Below are 21,547 nucleotides of genomic sequence, written 5' to 3'. Positions count from 1 at the left end.
GGTTCGGACTCAGCGGCCGGTTCAGACTCTGCTGCCGGTTCAGACAAGGCGGGCCTCCCGCACGTGCTCGATGCCGAAGCGCGCGTGCGCCGCGACCAGGGACCGGGTGTAGGGGTGCTCGGGGGCGCGCAGCACCTGCGCAGCCGTGCCGCGCTCGACGACCCGCCCGTGCCGCATCACCACCACCTCCTCGCAGACCTGTGCCACCACGGCGAGGTCGTGTGACACGAGCACGAGCGCCAGACCGTGCCGTTCCCGCAGGTCGGCGAGCAGGTCGAGGACCTCGGCCTGCACGGTGACGTCGAGGGCGGTGGTCGCCTCGTCCGCGATCAGCAGGTCGGGCTCGCGCGACACGGCGATGGCGATCAGCACCCGCTGCTGCATCCCGCCGGAGAGCTCGTAGGGGTACTGGTCCACCGTCGACGCGTGCAGACCCACCTCGGCGAACAGCTCCCGCGCGCGGTCCCGGGCCGCCCGCCGTCCCAGGCCGCCGCGGACCCGCAGCACCTCCGCGAGCTGCCTGCCGACACGCTCCGACGGGTCGAGGTAGGAGCCGGGGTCCTGGAAGACCGCGCCGATCCGGTCGGCCCGGTAGGGGAGCCAGCCCGCGGCATCGAGCCCGGTCAGCTCGACGCCGTCGAACCGGATCGACGTCTCCGCCCCGGTCCGCAGCTCCGGCGGGAGGATGCCGAGCACCGACCGGCAGGTCAGCGACTTGCCGGAGCCGGACTCGCCGACGACGCCGAGGGTTCCCCCGCGTTCCAGCGTCAGGTCCACCCCGCTCACCAGTGGACGGTCCAGGTGCACGGACAGGTCTCTCACCTCAAGCAGCGACACGGCGTGCCTCCCTGCTCCCGGTGACGTCGCGCAGTGCGTCGGCCAGTCCGTTGCACGCCCCGACGGTAAGGATCACCAGCAGGGCGGGGACGAGCGGCGCGGTGGGCCGCTGGAACAGGTACTCGAGCGAGGTCGCGAGCATCCCGCCCCAGGTCGGCTCCGGCGGCTGGATCCCGATGCCGAGGAAGGTGAGCGACGAGACGATGACGAGGCTGCTGCCGAGTGTGGCCGCGGTGGTCACCGCGACGGCGGGCAGCACCTTCGGCCAGACGTGCCTGCGCAGCACGAACCACGCCGGCGCGCCGGTCAGCCGCGCGGCCTCCACGTACTGCGCACCCGCCACCGGGAACGCGGCGGCGCGGGTGACCCGATAGAAGGCGGGCGAGACCAGGATGCCGACGGCGAGCATCGCCTGGGTGAGCCCGTTGCCCAGCAGCGCGGTCATCGCCACGGCGAAGACCAGGAACGGCAGGGTGACGAACGCGTCCATCACCCGCAGCGTCGTCCACTCGAAGACCCGTCCCAGGTAGACCGACAGCAGGCCGGGCACGGTTCCGAGCACCAGCCCGACGAGCACCGCCTCCAACGCGGCGAGGAGGGACAGCCGCGAGCCGGCGAGCAGGCGGGACAGCTCGTCGCGCCCGAGGTTGTCGGTGCCGAGCCAGTGCGCGGCGGAGGGCCCCTGCAGGAGCGCGTCCTGGTTCTGGGCCAGCGGGTCGTAGGGCGCCACCCACGGCCCGACGACCGCGAGCAGTGCCACGAGCAGCAGGAAGGTCACGGAGGCGGCACCCAGTCGGTGCCGGAGGATCGCGCGCACCTAGAACCCCCGCTGCGCGGCCGGGCGCAGCCGCACCAACGCGGCGTTGACCAGCAGGTTGAACAACAGGACCACCACGATCGCGACGACGAGCGTGCCCTGGACGACCGGGACGTCGCCGCGGACCGCGCCGTCCGCGGCGAACCGACCGAACCCGGCCATGCCGAAGATGCTCTCGGTGACCACGGCCCCGCCGATCAGCATCGGCACCCGCAGCCCGAGCACCGACAACGCGGGACCGGACCCGTTGCGCAGCACGTGCCGCCAGAGGATGCGGCGCGGCGGCAGGCCACGCACCACCAGCCCGACGACGTAGTTCTCCCGCTGGGCCGCCACCAGGCCGGTGCGGAGCTGGCGAGCGATGTCGGACACGGCGTCGAGCGAGAGCGCGACCGCGGGCAGCGTGATCAAGGTGAGCCACGCGCTGAGGTTCTCGGTGGGGGAGACGTACCCGGCCGAGGGGAACAGCGGAAAGAGCACGCAGAACACCACGATCAGCCCGATGGACACGACGAACGGGGGCAGCGTGGAGATCAGCGTGCAGAAGGCCGTGACGGCCCGGTCGGTCCAGGATCCTTGCCGGACGGCGGCCAGCACGCCGAGCGCAGTGCCCACGACCACGCCGATGACCAGCGCGAAACCGGCCACCGACAGCGAGACCTCGAGCCGCTGCCCGATCTGCTCGGTCACGCTCACCCCGTTCAGCCACGAGGTGCCGAGGTCGCCGCGGACGACGTGGCCGAGCCAGTCGACGTACTGCACGAGGACGGGTCGGTCGAGGCCGAGCTCGGCGTTCACCCGGGCCACGTCCGCCGGCGTGGCGGCGTCACCGAGCAGCTGCCCGGCCGGACTGAGCCCGCTGAACGCGCCGAGCAGGAACGTCACGAGGGTGGCTAGCAGGAACACCGGGACCGTGACGCCGATCGTGCGGCCGAGCAGGCGCAGCAGTGCGAACCGCCGTCGCCGCGGGACCGGGACGGCGACCGAGGTGGCGTACGCGGGCCGGTCCAGGGTGGCCGTCACGCCCGGCTCCCCGGCGCCGCGACCGTGACGCCCTCCCACCGGTACTGCGACAGGAAGTGCGGCAGCGCCGAGACTCGCGGGTTGCGCACCGCGATCCGCGGGCTGGTGCCCAGCGAGAAGCTCGGGGACATCTCGACACCGAGCTTCACGGCGTTCTGCAGGACGGCGGGGTAGCGGGGGTCGTCGAGCGGGGTCCGGCGCACCTCGTCGAGCGCGGCGAGGAACTCCGGCGACGACTCCTTGGAGGTGTTCATCAGGCCCTGCGGCCCGTAGACCACGGTGAGGTTCTGGACCGGCGACTCGCGGCCCACGGTGCCGTCGAGGGCGAACTGCGCCTTGCGGCCCAGGTAGACCTCCTGCTGCCAGGTCGACGAGCCCGGCGGGACGACCTTGATCGTCGCGTTGACCCCGACCGCCTGCAGCTGCTGCTGCACCAGCTCGGCGGTGGCCTGCGACACCGAGTTCACGGTCACCGTGAGATCGAGGCTGCCGGGCGCGTACCCGGCCTCGGCCAGCAGCGCCCTGGCCTTGCCCGGGTCGTAGGCGAACGCCTGGTCCAGCTCCGGGTTGTAGGCGACGTAGCCCTGCGGGAAGGGCTGGTAGGTCACGTTCCCGACGCCGCCGTTGGTGACGTCGATGATCGCCTGCCGGTCGACGGCGTACTTGAGCGCGTCGACCACCCGGCGGTCGGTCAGCGGGGCCAGCCCCGCGTGCACGTCGACCTGGGTCACGGTGAAGGAGTCGACGACGTCGACCTCCAGCCCGGCCGCCTTCGCCTGCTCGACCTGCCGCCCCGTGATCGTGGCGACGTCGAGGGCGCCGGACTGCACCGCGGCGATCACCGAGGTGGGGTCGGTGCCCGCGGTGAGCTCGAGGCGCTCGACGTCGATGGCGTCGGCGTTCCAGTAGCCGGGGTTCTTGACCAGCACGGCTTCCGACTCCGGGACGAAGCTCTCGAACATGAACGGCCCGGCTCCGACCGGCGCGGTGGGGATGGCCGCGGCGTTCTCGGTGAACGCCTTCGGGCTGACGATGGCGCCCGTCTTGCCCGCCAACAGGTTCGGGATCTGGTAGTCCGGCGCGGCCAGCTGCAGCCGGACGTGCGTCGGGTCGACCACCGTGGCGTCGGTGATGGTCGAGAGCTGGTCCTTGAGCAGGGAGTTCTCCTGCGTCTTGCCGCGGAGCAGGCTCTGCCGGACCGCCTCGGCGTCGACCGGGGTGCCGTCGGTGAACGTCAGGCCGGGGCGCAGCGCGAAGGTCACGGCCGTGCCGCCCGCCTCGTACTCCCACGACTCCGCCAGGCCGGGCCCGGCGGTCCCCTTCTCGTCGAGCTGGGTGAGCGAGGCGTAGACGAGGCTGATCGTGTTGATGTCGTTGCCGGTGCTGGAGGTGACCGGATCCCAGCTGGTGGGCAGGTTGAAGCCCCACTTGAGGGTCTGCGGGGCGGCGCCTGCGTTCACCCCGGCGCAGCCGGCCAGGACCGCGACCAGGGCTGTGAGCAGGGCGAACGTGCGGGCGAGGCGGGACATGATGGTCAGGCTCCGATGAGGTGGGACCGTCGCTCGCGGGCGACGGCGTGCGTGTTGCGGGGGATGGGCAGGCCGAGGTTGCCGCGCAGTGTCGTGGCCTCGTAGGCGGACCGGACCACGCCGCGGTCGCGCAGGATCGGCAGCACCTCGTCGGTGAACCGGGCGAAGTCGCTCGGCACCGTGACATGGATGTTCAGCCCGTCGAGCGCACCGGCCTCGAACCACTCCTGGATCCGGTCGGCCACGGTCGTCGGCGTCCCCACGAAGGGCGCCGGGGTCGCGGTGCTGAACCGGTGGACGGTCTGGCGCAGGGTCAGGCCTTCGTCACGGGCGACCTGTTTGATCCGGTCCGCCTGGGTGCGGAAGCTGTCGGCTCCCAGGTCGCCGAGCTCGGGGAACGGGGCGTCGAGGTCGTAGCGGCTGAAGTCGTGCCAGCCGAACGGTCGACCGAACTGCGCCAAGGTCTTCGCGAAGTCCTTGTTCAGCCGGGCATCCGCCTCGATCGCGCGCGCCTCCTCGTCGGTGTCCGCGATCACCGGGGAGATTCCCGGCATGATCACGATCTCGTCGGGGTTGCGGCCCTTGGCCCGCGCCCGGCTGCGGAGGTCGCGGGCGAAGGCGACCCCCTGCTCGACCGTCGGAGCGTGGGTGAAGATTCCCTCGCCGACCGCCGCACCCAGGTCGCGACCCTCGTCCGAGTCGCCCGCCTGGAAGATCACCGGCTGGCCCTGCGGCGAGCGGACGATGTTCAGCGGACCGCGCACGTGGAAGTGCTCGCCGACGTGGTCGAGCCGGTGCTGCTTCGAGGGGTCGACGAAGACCCCCGTCTCGGGGTCTCGCGGGAAGGCGTCCTCCTCATAGGAGTTCCACAGCCCCTGGCAGACCTGCACCGACTCCAGCGCACGCCCGTAGCGGGAGGGATAGTCGTAGTGCTCGTCGCGGCTGTAGTTCGCCGCGGTGCCGCCGTCCCCGGTCGCCACGACGTTCCACCCGGCCCGACCGCCGCTGATCAGGTCCAGCGACGCCAGTCTGCGGGCCAGGTTGAACGGCGAGTTGTAGCTGGTGGTGAGGGTGCCGACCAGGCCGATGTGCGTGGTGTGCACCGCGACCGCCGACAGCAGGGTCAGCGGCTCGAGCCGGTTCAGGTAGTGGGGCGGTGAGTCCGGGGTGATGAACTGGCTGTCCACGATGAACACCAGGTCGAAGAGCGCGTCCTCGGCCTGGCGGGCGCGGGCGATGTACCAGCGGATGTCGACGCTGGCGTCGCCCGGGATCTCAGGGTGGCGCCAGACGTCGTGCTGGCCGGGGCCGCCGACGCCCATCAGGACGGCGCCCAGCTTCAACTGTCGACCCATGGGTCGGTCCTCTCGCAGGGTGGAGCGCGCGTCCTGCGGTGGCGGACGCGCGGGGGCACACGCCGCCGGACGCGGCGTGGCGGGAGCTGTCGGGATCAGACGACGAGCGGCGCGCGACGACACGTCGCGGTGGAGGTGCGGGCGAGATCGACCGCGAGCCTCCGGGTGAGGACGACGGCGGCGCGCCCACCCACACGGGTGTGCTGCGCGGCGGTCGTCATGACCTGATCGTGTCCGCCGGCGACGGGAAAGTCCAACTCGCGAATCCGATCACAGTTGATAGGAGCTGTCTATCGGTTGTGGTGGACTCACGTGGTGACCGCCCCGAACCGGACGCTGGACGTCGTGGCGCTCCGGAGTTTCGTCGCGGTCTGCGACCAGGGCGGGTTCCACCGGGCTGCGGAGGTCCTGCACGTCAGCCAGCCCACCGTGAGCCACCACGTCCGCCGCCTGGAGGCGGCCTGTGGCCAGAACCTGTTCCGCAAGGTGGGACGGGCCTCCCGGCTCACCGCCGCGGGCGGGCTGCTGCTGCCGGAGGCACGCCGGATGCTGGCGCTGCACGACCAGGTGCTGGCCCGTGTGTCGGCCCCCACCCCCACCTCGCTGACCCTCGGTTCCACGGAGCACGCCGCCGATCTGCTGCTCCCTCGGCTGACCGGGGTGCTCGGCGGGACGGTGCGCTTCCGGTTGGACCGCGGCGTGAACCTGCGCGCCGCGCTCGACCGGGGTGACCTCGACCTGGCCCTGCTCATGGGGACGGCCACCGACGACCGCGCCGCCGACGCGGGTGACCTCGCCCTGCGCTGGTTCGCCGCACCCGGCTGGCGGGCGCCGGCGGGGCCGCTGCCACTCGTTGCGCTGGACGAGCCCTGCGCCGTGCGCGAGCGGGCCGTGAGCACCCTGGCCGCGGCAGACGTGCAGGTCAGTGTGGCGTGCGAGGCCGCCTACCTGGCCGGGGTGCTGGCCGCGGCCCGGGCCGGGCTCGGCGTGGCGCTGCTCGCGACGATGGGCAGCACTCCGGAGGGTCTCGAACCCCGCCCCGACCTTCCCGAGGTCGCGCCGCTGCCCATGTCGGTCCGGGCCCGCGCCGGGCTCCCGAAGGACACCCTCGCGAGCGTGGCGACCGCGGTGGCGACGACGCTGACCGATTGACCGGTCCTTTCGGTCGGCGAGCCAATGTCCGGACAGGATGTCGTGGCTGCGCCGCTCGTGCGTGGTAAGTGGTGCTCTGGCACCACTTACCACGCACGGGCGGCGCAGCCGCGGGTCACAGCCAGGTCGGCTCCGTGTCCAGGGTGGTGCGGTCGAGGGTGGCGAGGAGCTCGAGCTGCGGGCCGACCTTGGGCAGCTCGAAGCGGAGGAAGTACTGCGCCGCGGCGCGTTTGCCGCGGGCGAGGGCGTCCTGCCGGTCGCCGGTGGCGAGCGCCTGGTCCACCCACAACCACGCGACGACGATGTGCCCCGCCGCCTCCAGGTAGACGCTCGCGTTCGCGAGCCGCTCCTCGGCGTCCGGGTGGGCGTGCAGGATCTCGGTGACCTCGACGAGCCGGTCGAGCGCCTGCTGCAGCTCCTTCGACCCGGCGCGGGCGGCGGTGTCCGCGATGCGCGCGCACAGCTGCTCGAACCCGGGGGTGCGCACCTTGCGCCCCAACAGGTCCGCACCCTGGATGCCGTGGGTGCCCTCGTGGATCGGGTTGAGCCGGTTGTCCCGGTAGTGCTGCTCCACGTCGTACTCGCGGGTGTAGCCGTAGCCGCCGTGGACCTGGATCGCGAGCGCGTTCGCCTCCAGGCCCCACTGGGAGGGCCAGCTCTTCGCGATCGGGGTGAGCACTTCCAGGAGCTCGCGCTCCCCGGTGTCGACGAGCATGCCGCAGTAGAGGACGAGCGCCAGCGCCCCCTCGGCGTAGGCCTTCTGCGCGAGCAGCATCCGTCGGACGTCCGCGTGCTCGATGATCGGCACCATCGGCGTCGAGGGGTTCTTGGCGCCTGCGGGCCGCCCCTGCGGCCGGCTCTTCGCGTAGTCCAGCGACTTGAGGTAGCCGGTGTAGGCCAGCGCGGCCGCGCCCGCCCCGACGCCGACCCGGGCCTCGTTCATCATGTGGAACATGGCGGCCAGGCCGCGGCCCTCGGCGCCGACCAGCCACCCGGTCGCGCCCTCGAAGCTCAGCACCGTGTTGACGGTGCCGCGCCAGCCCATCTTGTGGTTGATCCCGGTGAGCACCACCGGGTTGCGGGTGCCGTCCGGGAGCACCTTGGGCACCAGGAACAGCGAGATGCCCTTCACCCCGGGCGGACCGCCCGGAACCTTGGCCAGCACGAGGTGGACGATGTTCTCGCCCAGCTCGTGGTCGCCCCCGGAGATCCACATCTTGGTGCCGGTGAGGACGTGGGTGCCGTCGGACCGCGGCTCCGCGCGGGTCGTGATGTCGGCCAGGGACGAGCCCGCCTGCGGCTCGGAGAGGCACATCGTGCCGTGCACCCGGCCGGCCAGCATGTCCGGCACGTACCGCTCGACGAGCTCGGGCGCGGCGTGGGCGAGCAGCAGGTTCGCGTTCGCGACGGTCAGCATCGCGTACGCCCAGGTGCCCACGTTGGCCGCGTGGAACCAGGCCTGCACCGCCGTCCCGACGACGTGGGGGAGCTGCAGACCGCCCGCGGACTCGTCCATGGTCGCGCTGAGCAGCCCGGCCTCCGCCGCGGCGCGCAGGGCGGGCGCGACCTCGTCGTGCAGCACGACGCGGCCCTCCTCGAACCGGGGCTCCTCGGCGTCGTTGCGCTTGTTGTGTGGGGCGAACCGCTCGGTCGCCAGGTCCGCGGCCAGCTCCAGCACCGCGTCGAACGTCTCCCGCGAGTGCTCCGCGAAGCGCGGCAGCGCCGTCAGCTCCTCCACCCGCAGCCAGTCGTGGAGCAGGAACTCCAGGTCTCGCCGCGACAGGATCAGGTTGCGCTCGTGCATGCCCACCCCTAGGTTACTGATCGATCAGTAACCTAGGATGGGCGTCATGCAGGATCGGGTCAAGGCCATTCTCGCGGGGCTCGACCTCTGGGCGGAGTGGCCCTCGCCCACCCAGCGCCGGATCGTCGGGGCCGCGTTGGAGTCCTTCGCCGAGCGCGGCTTCCACGGCACCTCGCTCAAGCACATCGCGGCCGGGTCGGGCCTGTCCACCGCCGCCCTCTACGTGCACTTCGCGTCCAAGGAGGAGCTGCTGTTCGCGCTGTCCCGCCGCGGACACGCCCTGGCCCGCGACCTCGTCGCCCAGGCCGCGGAGGGTGAGCCCGCCCGGGCGCTGTCGGTGCTGGTCGCGGCGTTCACGCACTGGCACGCCGAGCACCGGACCATCGCCCGCGTGGTGCAGTACGAGCAGAGCGCGCTGGAGCACGGGCACGCGCTCGAGATCGCCGCCCTGCGGCGGGACACCGAGCGCATCGTCCGGGACCTGCTCGGCCGCGGCGTCGACGCGGGGGTCTTCGCCGTGTCCGACGTCCCCGGCGCGGCCGCCGCCGTCCTGTCCCTCGGGATCGACGTCGCCCGCTGGTACGGCCCGCGCGGGCGCTGGAGCCCCCACGAGCTGGCCGAGCTCTACGCGGACCTCGCCGCGCGCATGCTGGGCGTGCCGTGATCCGCCTTCGGTCGTGAGTGGTAAGTGGTGCTCTGGCACCACTTACCACGCACGGGCGGCGCAGCCGCGGATCACCCCGGCCGGACTCGTGTCCCGACCGGGCGCCCAGCGGGTGATCCGGGTGAGCGCGCCGTCGTCCCCGCGGCTGAGCACCCGCTCCTCGACCCCCTCGCCCGCAGGCGTCCACGGGACGGACGTGACGGGGAAGAACTCGTGCTCGGAGCGGATCGGCCGGCTCATCAGCCGATGGGGTCGGGCAGCCGGTCCACCGCGTACGCCAGGGACAGGACGTCCCCGGTGGCGGGGTCGGCGAGCTCGACCCGCCAGCCGTCGGCGAACTGGTCGACGCCCGCGACCATCGCCACGGTGCCGGAGAGCAGGACCGTGCCGGGCACGAGCCAGCCGCGCTCGCGCAGCACGTCGAGCCAGTAGGCGGGGGCGAGCAGGGCGCCGAGCTTCGCGTCCTGGATCAGCTGCTCGTGCTCGCCGTGGCGGACCCACGCCCGCAGCGAGACGGCGTCGACGTCCGCGATCTCGGACAGCCGCCAGGCCCGGGTGCCCAGCACGTCCGGCCCCGCGTTCTTGCTCCAGGCCACGCCGTGGACCTCGAGGTCGCGGTCGGTGTGGTCGCAGGCGACGGTGAGCAGGGGGTCGGAGACGTCCTCGCCGAGGACGAGCGCCCACTCCGCCTCGCCCGAGGTGCGCCCGTGCTGGGCGGGGACGGTCTCGGACTGTGCGGCCAGATAGGGCGAAACGGGGTACAGGGCAGGGGTGACCTCCGGTGCCGGAACGCCCAGCTCGGCCAGCTCCGCCACGTGCGCGGCCACCTCCTCCTGGGCGCGGCCCGCGTACCCGGCGTTGAACACGCGGGTGACGGCGACGGAACGGGTGCTGCCGTCCGGCAGGGCGAAGCTGAGCACGGGGCCTCCTGTGTCGATCCTGTTCCATACCTTGCGCATGCCGACTGTATACAGCAAGTATGGGGCGCGTCCAGGAGAGGAGCTCCCATGACCACACCTCCCGTCGACCGACGGTCGCTGAGGAAGGCGTTCGCCGCGAGCCTGTCCGGTACCTCGCTGGAGTGGTACGACTTCGCGGTCTACTCGGCCGCCGCGGCGCTCGTCTTCCCGCAGCTGTTCTTCCCGTCCTCCGACCCGCTGACCGGCACGCTGCTGGCCTTCTCGACCTACGCCGTCGGGTACGTGTCCCGGCCGCTGGGCGGGATCGTGTTCGGCAGGCTCGGGGACCGGATCGGCCGCAAGCAGGTCCTCGTCGTCACGCTGTTGCTGATCGGCGTGGCCACGTTTCTGATCGGTGCGCTGCCGAGCTACGCGAGCATCGGCGTCGCGGCCCCGGTGATCCTGGTGCTGCTGCGGTTCGCCCAGGGTGTCGGCGTCGGCGGTGAGTGGGGCGGCGCGGTGCTGCTCTCCAGCGAGTTCGGCGACCCGCGCAAGCGCGGCTTCTGGTCCTCCGCCGCCCAGGTCGGCCCGCCCGCGGGCAACCTGCTGTCCAACGGCGTGCTCGCCGTGCTCACCGCCGTGCTGTCCGAGGAGGCCTTCCTCTCGTGGGGCTGGCGGGTGGCCTTCCTGCTCTCGGCGGTGCTGGTCGCGTTCGGGCTGTGGATCCGGCTGAAGCTGGAGGACACGCCCGTGTTCAAGGCGATCGAGGAGTCCGGCGACCGGCCGACCGCGCCGGTCACCGAGGTGTTCCGGGACGAGTGGCGCGGGCTCCTCGCCGCCGTGCTGAGCCGGATCGGGCCGGACGTGCTGTACGCGTTGTTCACCGTGTTCGTCCTGTCCTACGGCACGACGCACGGCTACAGCCGCGCGCAGGTGCTCAGTGCCACGCTCGTCGGCGCGGCGCTGCAGCTGTTCTGCATCCCGCTCGCGGGCGCACTGACCGACCGGGTCAACCGCAGGCTGGTCTACGCGGTCGCCGCGGTGGCGGGTGCGGTGTGGCCCTTCGTGTTCTTCGGGATGGTCGGCGACGGGGCGATGGTGCCGCTGATCCTCGGCGTCGTGCTCGGGCTGCTGTGCCACTCGTTCATGTACGGGCCGCAGGCGGCGTTCGTGACCGAGCAGTTCAGTCCCCGACTGCGCTACACCGGCAGCTCGCTCGGCTACACGATCGCGGGCGTGTTCGGCGGGGCGATCGCCCCGCTGGCGTTCACCGCGCTCAACGGCGGGTTCGGCTGGGTGGCCGTCGCGCTGTACGTGCTGGTCGCGTGCGTGCTGACGCTCGTCGGGCTGCTGCTGGGCCGCAACCCCGACCACGCCGAGGACGAGGCCTACCTCAGGCCTCGAGAAGTACCCGCTGGGTGAGGGCGAGGTGGTCGTCGATCGCGGCCCTGGCCTCGACGACGTCCTCCTCGGCCAGCGCCCGCACGATCCGCTCGTGCTCGGTGCACACCGCGCGCTGGCGGGGGCTGCTGGCGTGGACCGCGGCCACGCCGAGCCTGCGCTGGCGGACCCGCAGGCCCGCGTAGGTGCGGGAGAGCATGGTGTTGCCGCCCGCGTCGACCAGCGCCTGGTGGAACACCATGTCCCGGTCGATGAAGGCGGTGGCGTCCGCGCCGGTCTCGGCCAGCTCGTCCTGCTCGGCGAGGACGCGGCGCAGGGTCGCGAACGGGACGGTGCCCTCGGCCAGTGCGCGCTCGGCGCAGTGCCGCTCCAGGACCCCCCGCAGCTCCATCAGCTCGCGGATCTGCCGCCCGGTCAGCGGTGGCACGTAGGCGCCGCGACCGGGGATCATCTCGACCAGCCCGTCCGCGACGAGGAGCAGCAGCGCCTCGCGGACCGGGGTGCGGCTGACCCCGATGCGGGTGGCGAGCTCGCCCTCGTTGAGGAACGTCCCCTCGACCTCCGGGTCGACGAGGACGGCCTCGCGCAGGTGGTGGAGCGCCTTGTCGCGGCCCGAGATCGGCATACAGTAGGTATACAGCACAGTCGGTTCCGAATTGAGGAGGCAGCCCGGTGCGGATCGCCCTGGCCCAGATCGTGTCGACCCCGTCGCCCGCGGAGAACCTCGAGCTGGTGGCCGCCGAGACCGCCCGGGCCGCCGAGGCGGGAGCCCGGGTCGTCGTGTTCCCCGAGGCGACCATGTGCTGCTTCGGGGTGCGGCTGCCCGCCGAGCCGCTCGACGGCGCGTGGGCCACGGGCGTCCGGAAGGTCGCGGCGGAGCACGGTGTCACCGTGGTCGCCGGGATGTTCACCCCGGACCCCGACGGTCGCGTGCGCAACACCCTGCTCGCCACCGGCGGCGGGGTCGAGGCGCACTACGACAAGATCCACCTGTTCGACGCGTTCGGGTTCGCCGAGTCGGACACCGTCGCCCCCGGCGCCGCCCCGATCACCGTCGAGGTCGACGGGGTGACCGTCGGCCTCGCCACCTGCTACGACGTGCGCTTCCCCGGCCTGTTCCAGAAGCTGGGCGACCTCGGCGCGCAGGTCGTGCTGATGCCGGCGTCCTGGGGGGCGGGCCCGGGCAAGCGTGCGCAGTGGGACCTGCTGGTCCGCGCCCGCGCGCTGGACTCGACGTGCGTGGTCGCGGCGTGCGACCAGGCCGACCCGACGACCGTGGGCCGCGCGGCGGGCAGGGCGCCGACCGGGATCGGGGCGAGCCTGGTGGCGAGCCCGTTCGGCGAGATCGTGGCCCAGCTCGACGCGCAGCCGGACCTGCTGGTCCAGGACCTGGACCTCGCCGTCGTCGAGCGGGCACGGGCCGCCATCCCGGTGCTGGCCAACCGCCGCTTCTGACCGGTCAGAGGGTCAGGGTGGCGTAGCGCTCGCCCGCGGTGTTCTCCACGACGACCGACTGGACCTGGTCGGGCGCGACGCCCGCGCTGCCGTCGAGGTGCACGCCGTTCGCCTCGCCCTGCGCCGGCACCACCCAGCCGCCCGCGATCTCCTCGGTGCCGTCCTTGGCCACCACCACCATCCGGCAGTGCTCGCCCGCGGGGACGCCCTTGACATTCGCGGCGAGCCGGACCCAGCCGTTCGCCGGGGTGACCGTCACGGCGGCGGTGACGGCCCCCTGCGTCGTCTCCATCGTGCGGGCGCCCGCGGCCTGGGTGAGGGCGGGCGGTGACTGCGGGGCCAGGGCCTGACCGGCCACGACGCCGCCGCCGAGGAGCGCGGCGCCCACCACGGCCGCCGCGATCCCGCGGGTCCAGAGCCGGCGGCGGTGCTCCGCGGCCCGTTCGGACCGGATCTCGCGCAGGGCACGGTGGAGCACCAGGTCGGAGTCGGGCGGGCCCTCCAGCAGGGCCTCGTCGGGGAGCTCGTCCAGGGTCTGCGTCATGGCGCGCAGGTCCTCCCACTCGGCGCGGCACTGCGCGCACTGCTCGAGATGGCGTTCGACCTCCGCCTGCTCGTCGGGGTCGAGCAGGCCGAGGACGTGCGCGGACAGCTCGCCGCCGGCAACGCTTCCACAGGTGGTCATCCGAGCACCCCCTCGGGCTCGTTCGCGGTCGGGCCGAGCGCGCTGCGCAGGGCACGCAGCGCGTAGTACGAGCGGGACTTCACCGTCCCCGGCGGGACGCCGAGGACCCGGGCCGCCTCCGGCAGCGTCCGGCCGCGGAAGTAGACCTCCGCGAGGACGTCCCGGTGGTCGGGGGAGAGCTTCTCCAGGGCGGGCAGCACGGTCAGCGCGTCCACCACCGAGTCCGCGTGGTCGCGGGTGGCCGCGGGCGGCGCCGCGTCCTCCTCGACCTCCGCGGGCCGGGCCCGCTGGGCGCGGACCCTGTCGGTGACCAGGTTGCGGGCCACGGTGAGCAGCCAGCTGCGGACGGAGCCGCGGCCGTTGGTCAGGACGTCCGAGTGCTGCCAGGCCCGCACCAGGACCTCCTGCACGACGTCCTCCGCGGCCGCCCGGTCACCGAGCAGCCGGGTGGTGTACGCCAACAGCGCCCGCCCGTGCTCGGCGTAGACGGCGCGGATGAGCGCCTCGTCGGGGTCACGTGGCCCCGACCGCTGCCGGGTGCGCCCGCGCGCCCGGTGAGCTGACTCGACCATGCACGCTCCCGGCTCAGGATGGGCCTCAGGCCCGGTGAGGGTAGCGAAGTCCACGTCTCCGACACGGACGGCGGCGGGGAACGGTTCAGCCGAAATCTCAGCCGGAGATCTCGGTCGGGAATCGGGGTGAACCGTTCCGGCCGCGGACCCGTGTGGGTAGGTGAATCGCTCCCCGCGAAGAAGAGGTCTCCCCATGAGGGCACGTGGTCCCTTGCTGACCCTGCTGGCCGTGCTGGCCGTCGGCGCCGCCGTGTTCACCGTGAACGCGGTGCTCGTCGGCCCCGGCCCCGCGCAGGTCCCCGCGCAGGTCGTCACCCCCGCCGCCCAGCAGGACCCCTACGGGGCGTCCGACGGCTACGGCGCGGCCCCCGCCGCCGATCCCTACGGCGCAGCGCCCGCACCCGCTCCCGAGCAGTCCCCGCAAGCCGCACAGGCGGCCCCCGCGCCCGCGGCGCAGGCCGCCCCGGTGACCGGCGCCTTCGCCGGGCGGTCGGCCGGCAACGAGGTCACCCTCGCCATCGGGAGGGACGGCGACCGGGTCGTGGCCTACGTCTGCGACGGCAAGAAGATCGAGTCCTGGTTCCAGGGCACCACCACCGACGGGAAGCTGCAGCTCAGCGGCACGGACGGCGAGTTGACCGCCGACACCACCGACACCGCGGTGCTCGGCACCGTGGCGGTCGGGGGGAAGAGCTGGCCCTTCTCGGCCCAGCTGAAGAAGGGCGTCGCCGCCCCCACCGACCGCGCCACCCTGTCCGAGCTCGGCTCCGCGTGAGGGAGAGAGACACCGTGTCGACCCACCGCATCGAGGACGCCCTCGCCGCTTCCCCCTACGACCCGCCGACGCACCCCGCGCTGCGGCCGGTGCAGCCGTACGGCCCCACCTACGACCCGGGCGCCTACGGCGAGCCGGACCTGCAGGTGACGACCGTGATCCCGCGCCAACACGGGCCCGTCGACTCCGTCCCGCCGGCCGACCCGCCCGCCGATCCGCCCGCCGACCCGCTCGCCAGCCCGGACGTCGCGCACGGCTGGGCGACCCGGGAGCAGGAGGCCTGGCACGACCCGAGCTGGGAGGCCCGCACCTGGGAGCGCGAGGACTACGACGACGAGTACCAGGACCATGACGACGAGTCCGACGAGCTGCCCCAGGCTCCCGACAAGACCCCGGGACCCACACCCCGGCGGCTCGCCGCCCTGCTGGTCCCGGTCGCCGTCGGGATCGCGGTCTCGGTCGGCCTCGGGGTGTACGGCAGGCTGCACGAGGGCACCGGGTCGGCGCTGAACATCGCCGGCTTCTCCTCGGGCCTCGCGGCCAAGACCTGGCTGACCACGGCGGCGTTCGTGCTGGTCCTGGTCCAGCTGTGGACCTCGATGCGGATGTACGGGCGGCTCTCACGCCGCGGCCCGGCCGGCCCGCGGACCGCCTTCGTGCACCGCTGGGCGGGCCGCGCCGCGGTGCTGCTGACCATCCCCGTGGCGGTCCACTGCCTCTACGCCCTCGGCTACGAGGACTCGAGCCTGCGCGTGCTGCTGCACTCGCTCGCGGGCTGCTTCTTCTACGGCGCCTTCACCGCCAAGATGCTGGTCTTACCCCGGCGCGACGCTCCCCGCTGGGCGCTGCCGGTGCTCGGCGGACTGGTGTTCGTGCTGTTCACCGCCCTGTTCCTGACGTCCTCGGTGTGGTTCTTCAGCACCCGGGGCCTGACGTTCTAGAGGACCACCCCATGACCTCCCCGCTGACCCGCCGCGCCGCGCTCGTCGGGACCTGCGCCGCAGGCTGTGCCGCGCTCGCCGGCTGCGCCACCTACAGCTCGACACCCCAGACCGCGCCCCAGACCGCGCCCCAGCCCCAGAACCCGCCGCAGAACCCGGGCACCGCCGCGCCGCAGCCGGGCGCCGCAGCCGCCCCGCTCGTCCGCACCGGCGACGTGCCGGTCGGCGGCGGCGTGGTGATCGCCGCGCAGGAGATCGTGGTCACCCAGCCCACGGCCGGGCAGTACAAGGCCTTCTCGTCGGTGTGCACCCACCAGGGCTGCAACGTCAACGAGGTGACCGACGGCCAGATGATCTGCCCCTGCCACGGCAGCTACTTCGCGATCGCCGACGGTGCGGTCACCGACGGCCCGGCGCGCTCACCGCTGCCGGAGAAGGCCATCACGGTGAGCGGGGACTCCATCACGCTGGCCTAGCAGCCCTGGGACCGACGTCACGACGGTCACGGCTGACCGTTGTCGCCGGCCCTCACTAGACTCCGACGAAACCCCGGGTGGCGACGACGCACCACGGCGCGCTCGCTCGCCGGGGCCGGTGAGGAGTAGCGAATGGGTGGGAGCGAGTCGCCGACCGACCAGGTCGACGAGGCGGAGCTCGGAGAGAACGCCCCGGAGCCCCCGGAGCACCTCGTCCTCGCCGCGGCCTTCCCCGAGCCCACCCGGGACCAGTGGGCGGCCGCGGTGGACGCCGTCGTCCGCAAGTCCGGTCGGATCGGCGAGGACGCCCCGCTCGGCGCCGGCGTCGAGAAGCTGGCCTGGGACACCGCGGACGGCCTGCACGTGCAGCCGCTCTACACCGCGGACGACGGGGCCGGCGACGGGGCCGACGACGGGGCCGAGGCCCCCCGGTTCGCCCGCGAGGGCGAGCGATGGGACGTCCGCCAGCACCACGCGGGCGAGTCCGGCTCGGCCGCGCGCGCCGCGATCCTCGCGGACCTGGAGAACGGCGTCACCTCGATCTGGCTGGCCGTCGGCGCGGGCGGGGTGCCCGTCGCCGAGCTCCCCGCCGTGCTCGACGAGGTGTACCTCGACCTCGCCCCGGTCGTGCTCGACGGCGGGTCCTCGGCCCTCGAGGCGGGCGAGGCGTTCCTGGCGCTCGCCGCCGACCGCGAGGTCCCCGCCGACACCCTGCTCGGCACGCTGGGCCTCGACCCGATCGGGCTGCGGGCCCGCGCGGGCACCGGCCCGGACGTCTCCTCGGTGGTCCCGCTCGCCGCGCGGGTCGCGGCCGAGTACCCCCTGGTCAAGGCCGTGGTCGTCGACGCGACACCGGTCCAGGAGGCCGGCGGCTCCGAGGCGCAGGAGCTGGGCTTCGCGCTCGCCTCGGGCGTCGCGTACCTGCGGGCGCTGACCGACGGCGGGCTCACCGCCGAGCAGGCCGCCCGGGTGCTGGAGTTCCGCTTCGCCGCCACCGCCGAGCAGTTCCCCACCATCGCGAAGCTCCGCGCGGCGCGCAGGCTGTGGGCGCGGGTGCTCGAGGCGTCGGAGACGACGGGTGTCCAGACCCAGCACGCCGTGGTGAGCCCGACCCTGTTCACCAGGCGCGACCCGTGGGTGAACATGCTGCGCGGCACCGTCGCGGGCTTCGCCGCGGGCATCGGGGGAGCGGACGCGGTCACCGTGCCGCCCTTCGACATCGCCCTCGGCGCCGCCGAGCCGTTCTCCCGCCGGATCGCGCGCAACACCCAGTCGCTGCTGATCGAGGAGTCGCACCTCGCGCGGGTGCTCGACCCGGCGGGCGGCTCCTGGTACGTCGAGCACCTGACCGCGGACCTCGCGCAGGCCGGGTGGGCCTTCTTCCAGGAGATCGAGGCCGCGGGCGGCGCCGTCGCGGCGCTGGACTCCGGGTTCGTCGCCTCCGCCGTCGAGGCCGTGCGCACCACGCGGGAGAAGGGGATCGCAACCCGGCGGACCCCGCTCACCGGCGTCTCCGAGTTCCCGAACCTGGACGAGAAGCCGGTCGTGCGGACCCCGCTGCCGGCGCCCGTCGAGCGCGGCGGACTGCCGCTGTACCGGCCCGCCGAGGCCTACGAGGAGTACCGCGACCGCTCGGACGCGGCGGGGGAGCGCCCGACGGCCTTCCTGGCCACCCTGGGCCCGCTCGCCGCGTACACCGCGCGGGCCGGGTTCGCCCGGAACCTGTTGCAGGCCGGGGGGATCGCGGACGTCGAGGCCGGACCGACCGAGTCCGCCGAGGACGTCGTGGCGGCCTACGGCGGCCAGCCCGTCGTCGTGCTGTGCTCCACCGACAGGCTCTACGCCGAGCGCGCCGCGGACACCGCGGCCGCGCTGCGGAAGGCGGGGGCGACGCGCATCCTGCTGGCGGGCCGGGGAGACGTCGACGGTGTGGACGGCTACCTCTACGCCGGGTGCGACGCCCTGGCCGTGATCGACGACGTGTGGAAGGCGTTCGCATGAGCATCCCCGACTTCACGAAGGTCGACCTCGGCTCCGGCGCAGGGGAGGTCCGCGCGTCGGGCGAGCCGTGGGAGTCCCCCGAGGGCATCCCGGTGCAGCGCCTCTACACCGGCGCGGACCTGGAGGGCGTCGACTTCCTGCGCACCTACCCGGGCATCACGCCCTACCTGCGCGGGCCGTACCCCACGATGTACGCCAGCCAGCCGTGGACCATCCGCCAGTACGCGGGCTTCTCCACCGCGACCGAGTCGAACGCCTTCTACCGCCGCAACCTCGCGGCCGGGCAGAAGGGCCTGTCCATCGCGTTCGACCTGGCCACGCACCGCGGCTACGACTCCGACCACCCGCGCGTCGGCGGGGACGTCGGCATGGCGGGCGTCGCGATCGACTCGATCTACGACATGCGTCAGCTGTTCGACGGCATCCCGCTGGACAGGATGTCGGTGTCGATGACCATGAACGGCGCGGTGCTCCCGGTGCTCGCGCTCTACGTCGTCGCGGCCGAGGAGCAGGGGGTGGCGCCGGAGCAGCTCGCGGGGACCATCCAGAACGACATCCTCAAGGAGTTCATGGTCCGCAACACCTACATCTACCCGCCGCAGCCGAGCATGAAGATCATCTCGGACATCTTCACCTACACCTCGCAGAAGATGCCGAAGTTCAACTCGATCTCCATCTCCGGCTACCACATCCAGGAGGCGGGGGCGACCAACGACCTGGAGCTCGCCTACACCCTGGCCGACGGCGTGGAGTACCTGCGCTCCGGCATCGACGCCGGGCTGGACGTCGACAGGTTCGCGCCGCGGCTGAGCTTCTTCTGGGCGATCGGCATGAACTTCTTCATGGAGGTCGCCAAGATGCGGGCCGCGCGCCTGCTCTGGTCGAAGCTGGTGAACGAGTTCGGGCCGAAGAATCCGAAGTCGCTGAGCCTGCGCACGCACTCGCAGACCTCGGGCTGGTCGCTGACCGCGCAGGACGTCTACAACAACGTGGTCCGCACCTGCGTCGAGGCGATGGCCGCGACCCAGGGACACACGCAGTCGCTGCACACCAACGCCCTGGACGAGGCGCTCGCGCTGCCCACGGACTTCTCCGCGCGCATCGCCCGCAACACCCAACTGCTGCTGCAGCAGGAGTCCGGCACCACCAAGGTCATCGACCCGTGGGGCGGCTCCTACTACGTCGAGAAGCTGACCTACGACCTCGCCCGCCGGGCCTGGGGCCACATCCAGGAGGTCGAGAAGGCGGGCGGGATGGCGCAGGCCATCGACGCCGGCATCCCGAAGCTGCGCGTCGAGGAGGCGGCGGCCCGCACCCAGGCCCGCATCGACTCCGGCCGCCAGCCGGTCATCGGCGTGAACAAGTACGTGGTGGACTCCGACGAGGTCATCGACGTCCTCAAGGTCGACAACGCGCAGGTGCGGCGTGAGCAGATCGAGAAGCTCGAGCGGCTGCGCGCGGAGCGGGACGGCCGCGCGGTCGACTCGGCGCTGGAGAAGCTCACGAACTCGGCCGCGGCCATCGCGGAGGGCTCGGCGCGGGAGTTCGACCAGAACCTGCTCGCCCTCGCGGTGGACGCGGCCCGCGCCAAGGCCACCGTCGGCGAGATCTCCGACGCCCTGGAGAAGGTCTTCGGGCGGCACTCCGGGCAGATCAGGATCATCTCAGGCGTGTACTCCGAGGAGGCCGGGGCCAGCCCGGCGATCGCCAGGGCCCGCGAGCTCGTGAGCGAGTTCGCCGAGGAGGAGGGCCGCCAGCCCCGCATCCTCGTCGCCAAGATGGGGCAGGACGGGCACGACCGCGGCCAGAAGGTGATCGCCACGGCGTTCGCCGACCTGGGCTTCGACGTCGACGTGGGCCCGCTGTTCCAGACCCCGGCCGAGGTCGCGCGGCAGGCCGTCGAGGCGGACGTGCACGTCGTCGGGGCCAGCTCGCTCGCCGCCGGACACCTCACCCTGGTGCCCGAGCTGCGGGAGGAGCTGAAGAAGCTGGACCGCGAGGACATCATGATCGTCGTGGGTGGGGTGATCCCGCCCGCGGACGTCCCCGAGCTGATCGAGATGGGGGCGGCCGCGGTGTTCCCGCCCGGCACGGTCATCTCCGAGGCGGCGATCTCGCTGCTGGAGAAGCTGCGCGCGGAGCAAGATGCCTCGTAAGGTCGACGTCGAGACCCTCGCCAAGGGGGTCCTCGACGGCAACCGGACGTTGCTGGCCAGGGCGATCACGCTCGTCGAGTCGGCCAAGCCGGCGCACCGGGCCCAGGCCCAGGAGCTGTTGCGGGAGCTGCAGCCGCACGCCGGGGGAGCGGTGCGGGTCGGCATCTCCGGGGTGCCGGGCGTCGGGAAGTCGACGTTCATCGAGGCCCTGGGCACCCGGCTGACCGGCCAGGGCCACCGGGTCGCGGTGCTCGCGGTCGACCCGTCGTCCACCCGGACGGGCGGGTCGATCCTGGGTGACAAGACCCGGATGGCCGCGCTCGCCGTGGACGACAACGCGTTCATCCGGCCGTCGCCGTCCGCGGGGACGCTCGGCGGGGTCGCCCGGCGGACCCGCGAGACGATGGTGCTGATGGAGGCCGCGGGGTACGACGTCGTGCTGGTCGAGACCGTCGGTGTCGGCCAGTCCGAGGTCACGGTCGCCGGGATGGTGGACACGTTCCTGTTCCTCGCCATCGCCCGCACCGGCGACCAGCTGCAGGGGATCAAGAAGGGGATCCTGGAGCTGGCGGACGTCGTCGCGGTGAACAAGGCGGACGGGCCGCACGAGCAGGACGCCCGCGCCGCCGCCCGCGATCTGGCCGGCGCGCTGCACATGATGACCCCGCTGTCGGAGCACTGGCGCACCCCGGTCCTGTCCTGCTCCGCCCAGACCGGCATGGGGCTGGACGCGGTGTGGGGCAAGATCCTCGACCACCGGGCGGCCCTGGAGAAGCACGGCGAGCTGGCCTCGCGGCGCGCGGACCAGCAGGTCGAGTGGATGTGGGCGATGATCCGCGAACAGCTCCTGGACCGGCTCACCTCCGACCCGAAGGTGCGACAGCGCCTCCCCGAGCTCACGGCGGAGGTCCGCGAGGGCACCCAGACCCCCACGACGGCCGCCCTGGAGATCCTCGACCTCCTGTGAGCGGCGATAGTCGCTCTGGCGACTATCGCCACTCACGG

Annotated in this window: 22 protein-coding genes; 10 read left to right on the top strand and 12 right to left on the bottom strand. The window is 73.0% G+C overall.

The annotated features are described in order from the left end of the window. Positions 1 to 39: 39 nt before the first annotated feature. From BLS43_RS00530 to BLS43_RS31580, 6 genes are all read right to left on the bottom strand, one after another. Positions 40 to 837, bottom strand: a complete 798-nt coding sequence (locus BLS43_RS00530; RefSeq protein ID WP_093074857.1) for an ABC transporter ATP-binding protein — start codon at positions 835 to 837, stop codon at positions 40 to 42. Then, positions 824 to 1,654, bottom strand: a complete 831-nt coding sequence (locus BLS43_RS00525; RefSeq protein ID WP_093074854.1) for an ABC transporter permease — start codon at positions 1,652 to 1,654, stop codon at positions 824 to 826. Before BLS43_RS00525 ends, BLS43_RS00530 begins: the two co-directional genes overlap by 14 nt. Next, complete coding sequence (locus BLS43_RS00520) at positions 1,655 to 2,677, bottom strand: ABC transporter permease (RefSeq protein ID WP_218129658.1); 1,023 nt, start codon at positions 2,675 to 2,677, stop codon at positions 1,655 to 1,657. Continuing rightward, complete coding sequence (locus BLS43_RS00515) at positions 2,674 to 4,206, bottom strand: ABC transporter substrate-binding protein (RefSeq protein ID WP_093074851.1); 1,533 nt, start codon at positions 4,204 to 4,206, stop codon at positions 2,674 to 2,676. Before BLS43_RS00515 ends, BLS43_RS00520 begins: the two co-directional genes overlap by 4 nt. Before the next feature lie 5 nt (positions 4,207 to 4,211). Beyond that, positions 4,212 to 5,561, bottom strand: a complete 1,350-nt coding sequence (locus tag BLS43_RS00510; RefSeq protein WP_093074848.1) for an LLM class flavin-dependent oxidoreductase — start codon at positions 5,559 to 5,561, stop codon at positions 4,212 to 4,214. 95 nt (positions 5,562 to 5,656) lie between these two features. Further along, positions 5,657 to 5,782 carry a hypothetical protein gene (locus BLS43_RS31580; protein ID WP_281245798.1) on the bottom strand — a complete coding sequence of 42 codons (126 nt, stop codon included), beginning with the start codon at positions 5,780 to 5,782 and terminating at the stop codon, positions 5,657 to 5,659. 94 nt (positions 5,783 to 5,876) lie between these two features. Here BLS43_RS31580 and BLS43_RS00505 point away from each other — a divergent pair, with 94 nt between their 5' ends. Continuing rightward, a complete protein-coding gene (locus tag BLS43_RS00505; RefSeq protein ID WP_093075992.1) occupies positions 5,877 to 6,713 on the top strand; it encodes a LysR family transcriptional regulator in 837 nt (278 codons plus the stop codon). A gap of 115 nt (positions 6,714 to 6,828) precedes the next feature. Here BLS43_RS00505 and BLS43_RS00500 read toward each other — a convergent pair whose 3' ends face one another. After that, positions 6,829 to 8,517, bottom strand: a complete 1,689-nt coding sequence (locus tag BLS43_RS00500) for an acyl-CoA dehydrogenase (protein ID WP_093075989.1) — start codon at positions 8,515 to 8,517, stop codon at positions 6,829 to 6,831. Between the two features lie 46 nt (positions 8,518 to 8,563). Between BLS43_RS00500 and BLS43_RS00495 the strand changes: the two genes are divergently transcribed. Next, on the top strand, positions 8,564 to 9,181 hold the full coding sequence (locus BLS43_RS00495) for a TetR/AcrR family transcriptional regulator (protein WP_093075986.1): 618 nt from the start codon (positions 8,564 to 8,566) through the stop codon (positions 9,179 to 9,181). A gap of 42 nt (positions 9,182 to 9,223) precedes the next feature. Here the strand turns inward: BLS43_RS00495 and BLS43_RS00490 are convergent, their stop codons facing one another. Both BLS43_RS00490 and BLS43_RS00485 read right to left on the bottom strand, forming a co-directional pair. Continuing rightward, a complete protein-coding gene (locus BLS43_RS00490) occupies positions 9,224 to 9,421 on the bottom strand; it encodes a hypothetical protein (protein WP_093074843.1) in 198 nt (65 codons plus the stop codon). After that, a complete protein-coding gene (locus BLS43_RS00485) occupies positions 9,421 to 10,140 on the bottom strand; it encodes a DUF2848 domain-containing protein (RefSeq protein ID WP_093074840.1) in 720 nt (239 codons plus the stop codon). The genes BLS43_RS00490 and BLS43_RS00485 overlap by 1 nt, the downstream gene beginning before the upstream one ends. Before the next feature lie 48 nt (positions 10,141 to 10,188). Between BLS43_RS00485 and BLS43_RS00480 the strand changes: the two genes are divergently transcribed. Beyond that, entirely contained in the window at positions 10,189 to 11,502 is a 1,314-nt protein-coding gene (locus tag BLS43_RS00480; protein ID WP_093074837.1) for an MFS transporter, read from the top strand. On the opposite strand, the gene BLS43_RS00475 is transcribed toward BLS43_RS00480, so the two are convergent. Next, on the bottom strand, positions 11,474 to 12,106 hold the full coding sequence (locus BLS43_RS00475) for a GntR family transcriptional regulator (protein WP_093074834.1): 633 nt from the start codon (positions 12,104 to 12,106) through the stop codon (positions 11,474 to 11,476). The genes BLS43_RS00480 and BLS43_RS00475 overlap by 29 nt on opposite strands. 47 nt (positions 12,107 to 12,153) lie before the next feature. Between BLS43_RS00475 and BLS43_RS00470 the strand changes: the two genes are divergently transcribed. Then, positions 12,154 to 12,936 carry a carbon-nitrogen hydrolase family protein gene (locus BLS43_RS00470; protein WP_093074831.1) on the top strand — a complete coding sequence of 261 codons (783 nt, stop codon included), beginning with the start codon at positions 12,154 to 12,156 and terminating at the stop codon, positions 12,934 to 12,936. Positions 12,937 to 12,940: 4 nt separating this feature from the next. Here BLS43_RS00470 and BLS43_RS00465 read toward each other — a convergent pair whose 3' ends face one another. Together BLS43_RS00465 and BLS43_RS00460 are read right to left on the bottom strand one after the other, a co-directional pair. Continuing rightward, positions 12,941 to 13,621: an anti-sigma factor family protein gene (locus tag BLS43_RS00465; protein WP_093074828.1), complete on the bottom strand. Its 681-nt coding sequence runs from the start codon at positions 13,619 to 13,621 to the stop codon at positions 12,941 to 12,943. After that, complete coding sequence (locus BLS43_RS00460) at positions 13,618 to 14,193, bottom strand: sigma-70 family RNA polymerase sigma factor (RefSeq protein ID WP_093074825.1); 576 nt, start codon at positions 14,191 to 14,193, stop codon at positions 13,618 to 13,620. The genes BLS43_RS00465 and BLS43_RS00460 overlap by 4 nt, the downstream gene beginning before the upstream one ends. A 193-nt stretch (positions 14,194 to 14,386) precedes the next feature. Between BLS43_RS00460 and BLS43_RS00455 the strand changes: the two genes are divergently transcribed. From BLS43_RS00455 to meaB, 6 genes are all read left to right on the top strand, one after another. Further along, positions 14,387 to 14,968, top strand: coding sequence for a hypothetical protein (locus BLS43_RS00455; protein ID WP_143029902.1), 582 nt, complete (start codon positions 14,387 to 14,389; stop codon positions 14,966 to 14,968). 14 nt (positions 14,969 to 14,982) lie between these two features. Then, positions 14,983 to 15,909 (top strand): DUF6529 family protein, encoded by a 927-nt coding sequence (locus BLS43_RS30780; RefSeq protein ID WP_245707217.1) that lies wholly within the window; start codon positions 14,983 to 14,985, stop codon positions 15,907 to 15,909. A gap of 11 nt (positions 15,910 to 15,920) precedes the next feature. Beyond that, positions 15,921 to 16,385 carry a Rieske (2Fe-2S) protein gene (locus BLS43_RS00445; RefSeq protein WP_093074816.1) on the top strand — a complete coding sequence of 155 codons (465 nt, stop codon included), beginning with the start codon at positions 15,921 to 15,923 and terminating at the stop codon, positions 16,383 to 16,385. A 132-nt stretch (positions 16,386 to 16,517) separates the two neighbouring features. Beyond that, a complete protein-coding gene (locus BLS43_RS00440) occupies positions 16,518 to 18,386 on the top strand; it encodes a methylmalonyl-CoA mutase family protein (RefSeq protein ID WP_093074814.1) in 1,869 nt (622 codons plus the stop codon). Then, complete coding sequence (scpA, locus tag BLS43_RS00435) at positions 18,383 to 20,542, top strand: methylmalonyl-CoA mutase (RefSeq protein ID WP_093074811.1); 2,160 nt, start codon at positions 18,383 to 18,385, stop codon at positions 20,540 to 20,542. The genes BLS43_RS00440 and scpA overlap by 4 nt, the downstream gene beginning before the upstream one ends. Then, positions 20,532 to 21,509: a methylmalonyl Co-A mutase-associated GTPase MeaB gene (gene meaB, locus BLS43_RS00430; RefSeq protein WP_093074807.1), complete on the top strand. Its 978-nt coding sequence runs from the start codon at positions 20,532 to 20,534 to the stop codon at positions 21,507 to 21,509. The genes scpA and meaB overlap by 11 nt, the downstream gene beginning before the upstream one ends. Positions 21,510 to 21,547 lie beyond the last annotated feature (38 nt).

The organism is Pseudonocardia oroxyli, from assembly GCF_900102195.1.
Classification (GTDB): Bacteria; Actinomycetota; Actinomycetes; order Mycobacteriales; family Pseudonocardiaceae; genus Pseudonocardia; species Pseudonocardia oroxyli.
This window is presented reverse-complemented; position numbering and strand designations above follow the sequence as displayed.